We start from the raw sequence: 11,417 nt of genomic DNA, 5'->3' as shown, positions 1-11,417 counted from the left end.
CGCAGACCCGACCTGTGTCCGCCCGGCGTTTCCTGCGTGGACCGAGTTACGGCGCGTAGCGAGTGAAGACGAAGTCGTGTTGCTGGACACGCGCCTCGTGGCACGCGAAACATGTTTCGTGCTGCGCTACGTCGGCCGGCTTGCCATTAATGAACCGGCCAAAACCCCAGCCGCCGCTCGACGCGTATTTCTTCGAATCCTTGACCATGACCTGCACCGTCGTGGCCGCGCCGGGAACCGAGGCGGGTCCGAACTCGGTCGACTGCGTTTGCTTCCATGCAAGCTTGACGAGGACGGTGCCGTCCGGGAACGGCAGCGTGCTTTTTCGATAGGCATCCATCGCAACTGTATTTCCGACCACTGCGCGAAGCTCGTTCAGCGGATCGCCTTCCAAGGCCGGTCCGATGAGCTCCCAGCTGCGGTAACCGACCGGGATCGTCACGCCATAGATCGGCGAGGCTTCCGCGTTCTGAGCTCGAACGCTGTCGATCTCAACGCAGCCGATAGCGAGAGCGATCGACACGGCGATGACGGCTGCAATTGCAAGCTTGCGTCTCATGCGCTCGCTCCGTCCGCGCTCAGAACTTGTCGACATCGATGATGGCCGTGGCGAAGGCATCAGGCGCCTCCTGCGGCAGGTCATGCCCGATGCCGCCGGTGATCAGCCGATGCTCGTACTTGCCGGAGAATTTCTTCGCATAGGCGTCGGGATCGGGATGTGGCGCACCATTCGCGTCGCCCTCCAGCGTGATCGTTGGCACGTCGATCTCCGGGCGCTTGGCAAGCTTTTCCTCCAGTTCGTCATAGCGGCGCTCGCCTTCAGCAAGGCCGAGCCGCCAACGGTAGTTGTGGAGGACGATGTCGACGTGGTCGGGGTTTTTGAACGCAGCGGCGCTTCTGGCGAAGGTCGCGTCGTCGAAGTTCCAGTGCGGCGAGGCCAGTTTCCATATCAGTTTGGCGAAGTCGTCCGTGTATTGCGCGTAGCCGGCACGGCCACGATCGGTCGCGAAATAGAACTGATACCACCATAGAAGTTCGGCCTGTGGTGGCAGCGGCGCCTTGTTGGCCGCCTGGCTTCCGATCAGATAGCCGCTGACCGACACCATGGCCTGGCAGCGCTCCGGCCAGAGCGCGGCAAGGATATTTGCCGTCCTCGCGCCCCAGTCATAGCCGGCGACGATCGCCTTTTCGACGCCCAGGGCATCCATCAGATCGATGATATCGACCGCCAGCGCGGCCTGCTGGCCGTTGCGAAGAGTGGCATCCGACAGGAACCGCGTCGTGCCGTAGCCGCGCAGATAAGGGATGATGACCCGATAGCCGGCTCCTGCAAGCAGCGGCGCGACATCGACATAGCTGTAGATGTCGTAGGGCCAGCCGTGCAGCAGTATGACGGGAGGTCCATCTGCTGGGCCATCCTCGGCATATCCGACGGTAAGCAGCCCCGCCTCGATCTGCTTGAGCGATGCGAATGAGTTTCGCGATCCTGTCCCGCCGGCTACTGTCGTCTGCGTCCCGCCCTGAGCAGTGGAGGTTCGGACCGCTCCTAACTGAGCCAACGCCACGGTCGCGGCCGCGATGCCGAACAGGCGTCGGCGATGATGGTCGACGACTTCCGGAATTTTGATTGCGTTCATGGGAGTACTACCTTTGTTCATGTTTCCAGGGCAGTCGCGGCAGGCGCGATTGCCGAAACCGAGGGACTAGATCAGGTTGATTTCGACTTCGATGTTGCCGCGCGTGGCCTTCGAGTAGGGACAGGTCTGATGAGCGGCATCGACAACGGCCCGGGCGTCGTTGCGATCCATCCCTGGCAGGCTCACATTGAGTCGGGCGCTGAGAAAGAAGGCGCCGTCGCCGCTGTTGAGATCAACCTCCGCATCGATCGCAAGGTCCGGTGGCAGCACGACGTTCATCTTGCGCGCGGCGATCGCCATCGCGCCCTCGAAACATGCCGACCAACCGGCAGCAAAAAGCTGTTCGGGATTGGTGCCGCTGCCCGCGCCGCCGGGCGTCGAGAGCCTGATGTCCAGCCTGCCGTCGGAACTGCGTGAGCCACCCTCCCGGCCGCCTGTTGTGTGCACCTTCGCTGTGTAGAGTCGTTTTGCTTGGGTAGTCATGGCATGCATCCTGATGAAATCGGATCTTCGATCAGCGCAGCGATCTGAAAGCTGCACGGACCTCCTGGGTGAAGATTTCCGGCTGTTCCCAGGCCGCGAAATGCCCGCCGGTCTTGGCCTCATGGAAATAGATGAGGTTGTGGTAGCAGCGCTCGGCCCAGCTTCGCGGCGCGCAGTAGATTTCGCCGGGGAATACCGTCACGGCGACCGGAAGATCGGCAATGTCCACGGCATTGAAATTGTTGGAATGGTCTTCCCAGTAGATCTGCGCCGCGGAGGTTCCGGATTCAGTGAGCCAGTAGAGCGAGATGTCGTCGAGCATCTCGTCCTTGGTCAGAACCCGCTCGGGGTCGCCACCGCTATAGGTCCAGTGCGCGAACTTCTCGTAGATCCACGCCGCCAGGCCGACCGGCGAATCCACCAGGGAGTAGCCGATGGTCTGCGGCCGCGTCACCATCATGGCAGCATAGCCGGAACTGTCCTTGTAGAAGGTGTCGAGCGCGTCGAATGCCGCACTTTCCTTCTCGGTCAGATCACTTGGGGCTGGTCCACCGGCAGTGAGGATTGCCGCGATCTCCGTCGGAACGGTTCCGGGCATGTTGACGTGTATGCCAATGAGCCCAGGCACCTTCTGCAGCGCCATGCGCTGAGAGATGACCGAGCCGCAGTCGCCACCCTGCGAGACGTAGCGGTCGTACCCCAACCGGTGCATGAGAACCGCCCAGGCGCGACCGATATGGTCTGAGCCCCAGCCAGCCTCCGTCGGTTTCCCGGAAAAGCCGAAGCCAGGTATCGACGGCACGACGAGATGGAATGCGTCTTCCTCCGCGCCGCCATGGGCCGTGGGATCCGTCAGCGGACCGACGACCTTCATGAATTCTAGGATCGAGCCGGGCCAACCATGCGTCATGATCATCGGCATAGCATTCTCATGGCGGGACCGGACGTGGATGAAGTGGATAGCGAGGCCGTCGATTTCGGTGACGAACATAGGCAGAGCGTTGAGCTTCGCCTCGACCTTCCGCCAGTTGTAATCGGTCATCCAGTATCGAAGGAGATCCTGGAGCTTTGCGAGCTGCACGCCTTGGGACTGATCCGTAACTGTTTCCCGCAGGGGCCAGCGCGTCGTTGCCAGACGTCGACGAAGATCGACGATTGCCTCTTCCGTAATGTCGACGCGAAAGGGATGGACGGCTTCGATGTCGACGCTCGCGCGCGCCCTCGCGGGAAGCAGGCTCAAGGCGCCTGCCGCCACTGATGCGGCGAGCAGGCTTCGCCGCGTGAGCGATGGCGATGATGCGGGCATGGTCGTTCTCCTTGGGTCCGTCGGCAGAGAGGTTCTTGCTGCTTTCGACACATAGAAGGAGATCGCCCGAAGCGCCCGTTATGCATTATGATGCAACGTTAGCGCTCGTCGGCGAATGCAGGCTTGCAGCGAAGCCCCCACTTTTGTTCTTCTCATAGCTGAGTGGTCGCCTGCATGGAGCAGGCCGCGAAGGGAGTGTCATGGCAGGGCCTGCAAGCGACACGATATCATTTGGTCCCTTTACGCTTGCCGTCCGCGAACGGCTGCTCTTGCGGCAAGGCACCACCGTCGATCTGGGCGGGCGGGCTTTCGATATCCTGGCTACTTTGGCTGCCCGCTCCAACGAGGTGATCAGCAAGAAGGATTTGTTGGCGAACGTCTGGCCCGACGTCACCGTCGAGGAGGGTAGTCTGCGGTTTCACATGGCCAATCTCAGAAAGGCGTTGGGCGACGGCAAGGACGGCGCGCGCTACATCGCTACCTTGAAGGGCCGGGGCTATTGCTTCGTGGCGCCGGTCTCGCGATCGGGTGGTCGCAACGATGCGCGAAGCGAGGCTGCCGCCAGCTACCCGCAGGCCAACCTCCCGAGCCGACTAGCTCGCATGGTTGGGCGAACCGACGACACGGCCGCGCTTTCCGCGGAGCTGGCGGCCGCGCGCTTCGTCACGATCGTCGGCACGGGTGGGGTCGGCAAGACCACCGTTGCAGTGGCGGCCGGGCATCACGTCGTCGATGCGTTTGCCGGCGCTGTGCATTTCGTCGATCTTGGCGCGCTGAATGATCCCAACCTGGTTGGGCCGACTGTAGCCTCGATGCTGGGCCTGTCGCTTCAGTCTGACGACGCCACGTCCGCTCTCATCACATACCTGGCTGACAAGAGAATCCTCCTGATCCTGGATACCTGCGAGCATGTAATAGACGCGGCGGCAGACCTGGCCGCCGTATCTTCGCTTCCGCGCCGCAGGCCCACATCCTGGCGACGAGCCGGGAGGCTCTCCAGGTCGAAGGCGAGCACGTCTATAAGCTCGCGCTTGCTTACCCGCCGGACGATCTGGAACCCACCGCGGCAGTCGCGCAGGCGTTCCCTGCGACCGAGCTGTTCTTGGAGCGCGCAGCAGCGAGCGGTGCTCGTCTTGACCTCGACGATTCGGATGCGGGGGTCGTGGCGCACATCTGCCGGAAGCTTGATGGCGTACCACTTGCCATCGAACTGGCAGCAGGACGGGTTGCGAGCTACGGCCTGCAGAAGACCGCGATGCTTCTCGACGAACGCCTGGCCCTCATGTGGCCGGGGCAGCGCAGCGCACCGCCGCGCCAGAAGACACTTCAGGCTACTCTGGACTGGAGCTTCGGGCTTCTGTCCGAATTCGAGCGCCTGGTGCTTCGCCGGCTTGCCGTTTTCGTCGGTCATTTTTCGATCGATGCCGCGCTGACAATAGTAACGAGCCCGACCGTGGACGATGCGCTCGTATTCAGCGCCATCGATAGCCTCGTGGCGAAGTCGATGGTCGCGGCGAGGCCAGCCGGTGCAACGATGCGCTATCGACTGCTCGATACGACGCGGGCTTATGCCCTTCAGTTCGAGGTCCAGGATTCGGAACTCACGGAACTGGCCGCCCGGCACGCGACCTACTGTCTGCGATGGCTGGAGGATACGGGGAATGAGTGGCCTACGTTGTCGAGCGCGTCGCAACGATCACTGCACCTCGCGGGCCTTGCCAATGTGCGTGGGGCTCTGGATTGGTGTTTCGGATCCAACGGGGATGCCAGGCTCGGCATTCGTCTTGCCGCCGCCGCTGCTCCGCTTTTCCTGTCGATGTCCTTGCTCACTGAGTGCCATCGCTGGACCTCCCGGGCAATTTTCGCTCTCGACGACTCCATGCGCCGCGGACGCGAGGAGATGCACCTTCAGGCGGCCCTTGGAGTTTCCCTGATGTTCACGCACGGGGGAAGGGACGCAGCGCGCGTGGCGCTGAACAGAAGCTTCTCCATTGCCGAGCAGTGCGGCGATGCGCTCGACCAGATTCAGGTTCTCGGGCCGCTGCAGATGTTCCATTTGCGAACGGGAGATTTCAGGGCGGCTCTCACCTATGCGAAACGCTGTTCCGCCGTTGCCGACGCGCTGGAGGACTCCGTCTCCACGACATTGGCACATTCGTTGATGGGAATCTCGCTTCACCTCAATGGCGAACTAGGGCGCGCCCAGACCTCGCTTGCGGCAGCATTGCGATACGGGCCGCGTTCCGGTCGGACCACGACCAACTATCTCGGCTTCGACGGGAGAATCCTGGCCGGCGCGATCCTAGCAAGAACGCTTTGGCTGCAAGGCCATCCGGATCGGGCGGTGGAACGCGCGCTGCTGACGATCAAGGACGCCGAGATCCTGAACCATCCGCTGACGCTTTCGATCGCTCTTGTCTGGGCCGTTTCCGTGTTCCTTTGGGTCGGCGATCTCGACCGCGCGGACGAGCATATAGACCGTCTCTGCTTGCGTGCGGAACCCCACTCGCTCGGGCCGTATCTGGCGCTAGGACGAGGCTTCAAGGGAGAACTGGCCATTCGTCGAGGCGATGCGGAAAAGGGAATCGAGAGCCTGCAAGGCAGTCTCGCGGAGCTCCACGCAGCACCCTACGAACTGCTCACCACTCCGCTCAACGTCGCGCTCGTTCAAGGCCTTGCCGCCACGGGCCGGCTCGCGGAGGCCCTCGCACTGCTCGACGACACGATCCTGTCGGTCGAGGCGAACGGAGATCTCTGCTATATGCCGGAGTTGCTGCGCGTGAAGGGCTGCCTTGTTTTGGCGTCAGTGCAGTCTGGCGACGAGGCTGAAACCTACTTCAGGCGGTCACTCGAAATGAGCCAGGGTTGGGGCGCGTGGGGGTGGGAGCTGCGCGCCGCGGTCGACCTGGCTACCCTTCTGATCGATCGCAGACAACACGAAACCGCCCGGGCGCATCTCCAGCCGCGGTTCGAGCGCTTCGTTGAGGGTTTGGATACTGCTGATCTGAAGTCAGCTGCACGTCTGCTCGCGACGCACAGTTAGTCTTGGCTCGGCAATCGCGACGGACCTCATCGAGCGGAATGGTGACCCTACCATTATATTGTGCCATGAGCAGAAAAGCGGTGTGAAGTGACATTGATGGTTACGCTTTGAAAAAAAGAATGAAATGAGTCACATATCATATGCGCCGGCAGTGTCAGTCCGTCCAATCTCGTGGTTTAAAATCTGTGTATAAATGATTGAAAAATATAGAAAATTCGCCATAGCTCCCATGATGGACTGGACGGACCGGCATTGCCGGTTCCTCCATCGCCAGTTGACACGCCGGGCCTTGCTCTACACCGAGATGGTGGTGGCCGACGCGGTCATCCACGGCGAGCGCGAGCGCTTGCTTGGCTTCGATGATACGGAACATCCGGTCGCGTTGCAGGTCGGCGGCTCCGATCCGCAGAAGCTTGCCGAGGCGGCGCGCATCGGCGAAGCGTTCGGCTATGACGAGATCAACCTCAATGTCGGCTGCCCGTCCGACCGCGTCCAGTCGGGTACGTTCGGCGCCTGCCTGATGAAAGCACCGGACCTGGTCGCCGATTGCGTCGCGGCGATGAAGGCCTCTGTCGGCATTCCGGTCACCGTCAAATGCCGCATCGGCGTCGACGAGCAGGATCCTGAGCCGGCGCTCGATACGTTGGCGGACGGGGTTTTCGCGGCCGGCGCCGACGCGCTGTGGGTGCATGCCCGCAAGGCGTGGCTCGAAGGGCTGAGCCCGAAGGAAAACCGCGACATCCCGCCGCTCGACTACAACAGAGTGTATCGACTGAAGGCAAAAAAGCCGAACAAATTCATCGGCATCAACGGCGGAATTAAATCTCTTGAAGAGGCGCTTGACCACATTGATCATGTCGACGGCGCCATGCTCGGCCGCGCCGCCTATCATACGCCGGGCATTCTGGCAGGCGTCGACGCGGCGTTTTACGGCGAGAAGCCCAAAACATTCGATTTTGCCGCGCTGATCGATGCGATGGCGGATTATGCGGCACGCCACATCGAGCGGGGCGGGCGGCTTGGCCATGTCACCCGTCACATGGTCGGCCTGTTCCACGGTCTGCCCGGTGCGCGCCGTTACCGGCAGATCCTTTCGACCGATGCGACAAGGCCGGGCGCCGGGCCCGATGTGCTGAAGGCAGCCTTCGCCGCAGTCGATTTTAGCGGGACAGACGCGGAAGCCGCCTGACTGTTCAATCGCGCAAGATCATTCGGTCGCCGCGCACGTCGAAACCGGACAGTGAGCCGATGAAATTCATGCCGAGCAGGCTCTGGCCGAGCATGCCGGGCGCGGCGATCATGACCGGCATGTCCTTGCGCACGATCCCGCCGATCGCCAATTCGTCGGTTCTCACGACTGCGGCGCGCGCCATGCCGTTGGCGGTGGAAACCGGTATGGTGAAATTGAGAGCGGCTGGGTTGAAGCCGGCCGCTTGCGCGTCCTGCGCGGTCAAGACGGTGCTGGTTGCGCCGGTATCGACCACAGCCCGGACCGGCGTGCCGTTGACCAGGATGCGCGCTTCGAAATGGCCATTGCCGGCCTTGTCCAGGGTCACCGTGGCATGGCCGTCGTCGAGGCCCAACGCCAGTGGACTGCCGGAAACAAGGCCGGCCGTCACCCGGCTGGCGAAATCCTGCAATTCATAACGGTACTGGTAGCCGGCGATCAGTGCGAGCACGATGACGGCCCAGGTGCCCAGGCTGCGGGCCATCGTGCCCAAGGGCCTGCCTGATCTGAGCAGGCCGGCGCCGATGAGCGCGACCAGTGCGGCAAGCCAGATCAGCCGGCTGAAATCGTCATTCTCGACGCCGAATGTGCTGCCCGCGGAATCGTTAAGCATGAGCAGGACAACGCCTACCCCGATCAGGATCATCAAAACCCAGAAAACCCGGCTCATATGTGGTTCACGAGAGAGCGTCGCGTTCGCGTGCGAGGCGGGTGCGGCGGGTTTCGCGGCGCGGTCTGCGCTCAACCGTTTCCAGCCGGGCCGGCAGCTCGGCCATGACGCTGCGGCGGATTTCAGGGGTCATCTCGATCCAGGCGCCGATTTCCTCGCGCGTGCGGCCGCAACCGAAGCAGAAGCCGGTTTTCATATCGATCGAACAGACCAGGACGCATGGGGATTCGATGGCCGTCATGTTTATTCTCTCAGGATTCCCAAGGAATCCCTCGTCTCGCCTCCACATGGTATAACGGCAACGCCAATGCAAGCCCTCCGGAATGCGCCGCCGGCAGCCGCTTTCGCGTCAATGCAGGCAGTTGTGCCGGCCGAGCAAGGCGGCTATGCCGCTCACCAACTCCGGGAACGATCATCAACGACATGACCAGCGCGCTGCCCTTCGACGATTTTCGCAATCTTCTGGCGACCCTGCCACGGGCCGACACGGCAGCCGAAGCCCGCGTCCGTGCGCTGTTTGCCAAGGCCGACAAACCCAAAGGTTCGCTCGGCCTCATCGAGGACATCGCGGCTTGGCTGGCCGCCTGGAGCGGCCGCGCGCCGCCGGCAGTGAACCGGCCCCTGGTGGCGATCTTCGCCGGCAATCACGGCGTCGCTCGCCACGGCATTTCGCCACGGCCTGTCGCTGCCACGGCGAACGCCGTCGAGCTTTGCGCGGCCGGCGGTGCGGCGATCAACCAGATCTGCATCGCCAATAATCTCGGGCTGAAAGTGTTCGATCTTGCGCTGCACATTCCAACCGCCGACATCACCGAGGAGGCGGCACTTGACGAACGCGGCTGTGCCGCCACCATGGCCTTCGGCATGGAGGCGATCGCCGGCGGCGCCGATCTGCTTTGCCTTGGCGACCTCGGCGTCGGCAATTCCACCGTCGCCGCGGCCTTGCTTGCCGCACTGTTCGGCGGCAGTGGCGCAGATTGGGTCGGCTCCGGATCGGGCGCCGATGCATCGATGCGGGTGCGCAAGGCGGAAGTGGTCGATGCCGTGCTAGCCTTCCACGGCACAGGTCTCAGGGACCCGCTGGAAGCGTTGCGCCGGGTTGGCGGCCGTGAGTTCGCAGCGATTGCCGGCGCCATCCTCGCCGCCCGGACGCAGAAGATCCCCGTCCTGCTCGATGGGTTGGTGGCGACAGCCGCTGCGGCGGCGCTGCATGCCGCCGACGCCACTGCGCTCGATCATTGCCTGCTTGCCAGCCTGTCGCCAGAGCCTGCGCACGCTCGGGCCGCCGAGCGGCTCGGCTTGCGCCCGCTGCTTGATCTCGGCGTCAGCCACGGCGAGGGGGCAGGGGCGGCACTTGCGGCCGGCCTGGTCAAAGCCGCTGCGCTCACCGCCTCGGGCATGGCAGCGGCGCTGCATTAAAGCGCGTCGCGTTCGACCCGCCTCATGCGACACGCTTCAGGTTGTTGTTTTGCGGCGACATGCATTAAGCGTCTATCGCCGGCGCGCAGCAACGGCCCTGGTCGGCAGCGCCGGCAATTCCTCCATCACCCGGCTCAACGGAAAGATGGCGATCGCCTCGGTGCCTTCGCGCAGTTTGGAATGGAGTTCGAACTCTCCGCCATGCATGGCGAGCAGGCTTTGGACGATCGGCAGGCCAAGCCCGGTGCCTTGCTCGGCGCTCTTGATGGCGATGGAGCCCTGGCCGAAGGCGGACAGCACGACCGGAATCTCGTCTTCCGGAATGCCGGGCCCATTGTCTTTGACGGAGAGGTATTGGCCGCCGCCCGCTGTCCAGCCGACGCGCACGCGGATCTCGCCGCCAGTTCCGGTGAACTTAATGGCGTTCGACAAAAGATTGAGCGCGATCTGGCGCACCGCGCGTTCGTCAGCGAACAGGCGCGGCAAGGCGTTTTCGAAATCCTGGACGATGCGGATGTCCTTGTTGCGCGCCTTCAGCTCCATCATGTGACAGCAATCCTCGACGACGGAAAGCAGCATCATCGGCTCTTCGTTGAGTTGGTAGCGGCCCGCTTCGATGCGCGACAGGTCGAGGATTTCGTTGATCAGGTCGAGCAGGTGCTGACCAGAGTCATGGACGTCGCGAGCATAGTCGCGATAGGTCGGATTGCTCATCGGTCCGAGCACCTCGTTCGCCATCACCTCGGAGAAACCGAGAATGGCGTTGAGCGGCGTCCGCAACTCATGACTCATCGAGGCCAAAAACCGCGACTTTGCCAGGTTGGCGTCCTCCGCCCGTCGGCGCGCTTCGTCCGACATCGATTTCGCCGTATCCAATTCGGCAATCAGCGCGTCCTTTTCGGAGCGGAACGAGAGCAGCATCAAGGACGAGCGATTGAGGCGGCGCGCCACATAGGCGAAGAAGGGCAGCGCGACAATCAGCAACCCGGCCATGATCAACTCGACCGGCATCCACTGCCTGGCGCCGGCATAGGCATAGGCGGCCACCGGAACGGCGAAAGTCGCCAGCAACGCACCGCGCAACGATGACGCTGTGATCGCCGTCGCCGCCATGGCAAGCAGCAGCACCACACCCTCGATCAACTGGAACTGGTCGACCTGGCAGGTGTCGCAACCGAGCAAGGCAAGCCAGGCCCAACCCAGGCCGCAAAGGAAATGGCCTATCAGGAAATCACGGTGCGTTTGCAGCGGGTTGAGTTCGGCAGCTTCCGTTCGGTCGACGCGCCTCGCCATGAACACGACGATGGCGTAGCAGATGAGTATAAGAAGCGCCCAGACGCCAATTGCCTTTCCGACGCCAGCAAACAGACCGGTCGCGGCGGTCGCCAGGACGAGAAGCGGAACTATGATCGCGCCGCCTATCATCGCACGGGCGTGGAGTTTCAAAAGCTCCCGGTCGAAATCAGGATTTCCGGCCTGCTGCGAAAGACGGTCGCGCGTCTTGCGCACCGCGCGCGCCACATCGCTGTTGCGATGGGGTTTCCGGCGGTCCACAATAAACTTGTCCGCTGTGGTCGAACGTTGCGAGGGCATGGAGACTTCAATTTATGCGGGCAGCGGTTTCAAATTGT

11 protein-coding genes are annotated in these 11,417 nt (G+C 62.8%); 4 read left to right on the top strand and 7 right to left on the bottom strand.

Annotated features, from left to right (window positions below):
• Positions 1 to 46: 46 nt before the first annotated feature.
• The 4 genes from AC0L2V_RS29365 to AC0L2V_RS29350 form a co-directional block, all read right to left on the bottom strand.
• Positions 47 to 559: a cytochrome P460 family protein gene (locus AC0L2V_RS29365; RefSeq protein ID WP_473521889.1), complete on the bottom strand. Its 513-nt coding sequence runs from the start codon at positions 557 to 559 to the stop codon at positions 47 to 49.
• A 19-nt stretch (positions 560 to 578) separates the two neighbouring features.
• Positions 579 to 1,637: an alpha/beta fold hydrolase gene (locus tag AC0L2V_RS29360; protein WP_473521888.1), complete on the bottom strand. Its 1,059-nt coding sequence runs from the start codon at positions 1,635 to 1,637 to the stop codon at positions 579 to 581.
• 66 nt (positions 1,638 to 1,703) lie between these two features.
• On the bottom strand, positions 1,704 to 2,120 hold the full coding sequence (locus tag AC0L2V_RS29355; RefSeq protein WP_473521887.1) for an organic hydroperoxide resistance protein: 417 nt from the start codon (positions 2,118 to 2,120) through the stop codon (positions 1,704 to 1,706).
• 31 nt (positions 2,121 to 2,151) lie between these two features.
• Positions 2,152 to 3,426, bottom strand: a complete 1,275-nt coding sequence (locus AC0L2V_RS29350; protein ID WP_473521886.1) for an epoxide hydrolase family protein — start codon at positions 3,424 to 3,426, stop codon at positions 2,152 to 2,154.
• A 200-nt stretch (positions 3,427 to 3,626) separates the two neighbouring features.
• Here AC0L2V_RS29350 and AC0L2V_RS29345 point away from each other — a divergent pair, with 200 nt between their 5' ends.
• The 3 genes from AC0L2V_RS29345 to dusA all read left to right on the top strand — a co-directional run bounded on the left by AC0L2V_RS29345 (position 3,627) and on the right by dusA (position 7,658).
• On the top strand, positions 3,627 to 4,859 hold the full coding sequence (locus AC0L2V_RS29345) for a winged helix-turn-helix domain-containing protein (protein ID WP_473521885.1): 1,233 nt from the start codon (positions 3,627 to 3,629) through the stop codon (positions 4,857 to 4,859).
• Complete coding sequence (locus AC0L2V_RS29340; protein WP_473521909.1) at positions 4,805 to 6,469, top strand: winged helix-turn-helix domain-containing protein; 1,665 nt, start codon at positions 4,805 to 4,807, stop codon at positions 6,467 to 6,469. The genes AC0L2V_RS29345 and AC0L2V_RS29340 overlap by 55 nt, the downstream gene beginning before the upstream one ends.
• 193 nt (positions 6,470 to 6,662) lie before the next feature.
• Positions 6,663 to 7,658 (top strand): tRNA dihydrouridine(20/20a) synthase DusA, encoded by a 996-nt coding sequence (dusA, locus tag AC0L2V_RS29335; protein WP_473513553.1) that lies wholly within the window; start codon positions 6,663 to 6,665, stop codon positions 7,656 to 7,658.
• Between the two features lie 4 nt (positions 7,659 to 7,662).
• Here the strand turns inward: dusA and AC0L2V_RS29330 are convergent, their stop codons facing one another.
• Positions 7,663 to 8,367 carry a TIGR02281 family clan AA aspartic protease gene (locus AC0L2V_RS29330; RefSeq protein ID WP_473521884.1) on the bottom strand — a complete coding sequence of 235 codons (705 nt, stop codon included), beginning with the start codon at positions 8,365 to 8,367 and terminating at the stop codon, positions 7,663 to 7,665.
• Positions 8,368 to 8,374: 7 nt separating this feature from the next.
• Positions 8,375 to 8,608 (bottom strand): DUF1289 domain-containing protein, encoded by a 234-nt coding sequence (locus AC0L2V_RS29325; protein ID WP_027151770.1) that lies wholly within the window; start codon positions 8,606 to 8,608, stop codon positions 8,375 to 8,377.
• A gap of 182 nt (positions 8,609 to 8,790) precedes the next feature.
• Here AC0L2V_RS29325 and AC0L2V_RS29320 point away from each other — a divergent pair, with 182 nt between their 5' ends.
• Positions 8,791 to 9,786: a nicotinate-nucleotide--dimethylbenzimidazole phosphoribosyltransferase gene (locus AC0L2V_RS29320; RefSeq protein ID WP_473513557.1), complete on the top strand. Its 996-nt coding sequence runs from the start codon at positions 8,791 to 8,793 to the stop codon at positions 9,784 to 9,786.
• A 72-nt stretch (positions 9,787 to 9,858) separates the two neighbouring features.
• On the opposite strand, the gene AC0L2V_RS29315 is transcribed toward AC0L2V_RS29320, so the two are convergent.
• Positions 9,859 to 11,379: a sensor histidine kinase gene (locus AC0L2V_RS29315; protein WP_473513559.1), complete on the bottom strand. Its 1,521-nt coding sequence runs from the start codon at positions 11,377 to 11,379 to the stop codon at positions 9,859 to 9,861.
• Positions 11,380 to 11,417 lie beyond the last annotated feature (38 nt).

The sequence above is a fragment of the Mesorhizobium sp. WSM4814 genome (assembly GCF_055811595.1).
Note: the sequence above shows the minus strand (reverse complement) of the source record. Positions and strands in the feature narration are given on the sequence as shown.

Excerpts from the sequence above, each read along its gene's own strand:
- AC0L2V_RS29365 (WP_473521889.1), bottom strand. The coding sequence starts at position 559 with ATGAGACGCAAGCTTGCAATTGCAGCCGTCATCGCCGTGTCGATCGCT.
- AC0L2V_RS29360 (WP_473521888.1), bottom strand. The coding sequence starts at position 1,637 with ATGAACGCAATCAAAATTCCGGAAGTCGTCGACCATCATCGCCGACGC.
- AC0L2V_RS29355 (WP_473521887.1), bottom strand. The coding sequence starts at position 2,120 with ATGACTACCCAAGCAAAACGACTCTACACAGCGAAGGTGCACACAACA.
- AC0L2V_RS29350 (WP_473521886.1), bottom strand. The coding sequence starts at position 3,426 with ATGCCCGCATCATCGCCATCGCTCACGCGGCGAAGCCTGCTCGCCGCA.
- AC0L2V_RS29345 (WP_473521885.1), top strand. The coding sequence starts at position 3,627 with ATGGCAGGGCCTGCAAGCGACACGATATCATTTGGTCCCTTTACGCTT.
- dusA (WP_473513553.1), top strand. The coding sequence starts at position 6,663 with ATGATTGAAAAATATAGAAAATTCGCCATAGCTCCCATGATGGACTGG.
- AC0L2V_RS29330 (WP_473521884.1), bottom strand. The coding sequence starts at position 8,367 with ATGAGCCGGGTTTTCTGGGTTTTGATGATCCTGATCGGGGTAGGCGTT.
- AC0L2V_RS29325 (WP_027151770.1), bottom strand. The coding sequence starts at position 8,608 with ATGACGGCCATCGAATCCCCATGCGTCCTGGTCTGTTCGATCGATATG.
- AC0L2V_RS29320 (WP_473513557.1), top strand. The coding sequence starts at position 8,791 with ATGACCAGCGCGCTGCCCTTCGACGATTTTCGCAATCTTCTGGCGACC.
- AC0L2V_RS29315 (WP_473513559.1), bottom strand. The coding sequence starts at position 11,379 with ATGCCCTCGCAACGTTCGACCACAGCGGACAAGTTTATTGTGGACCGC.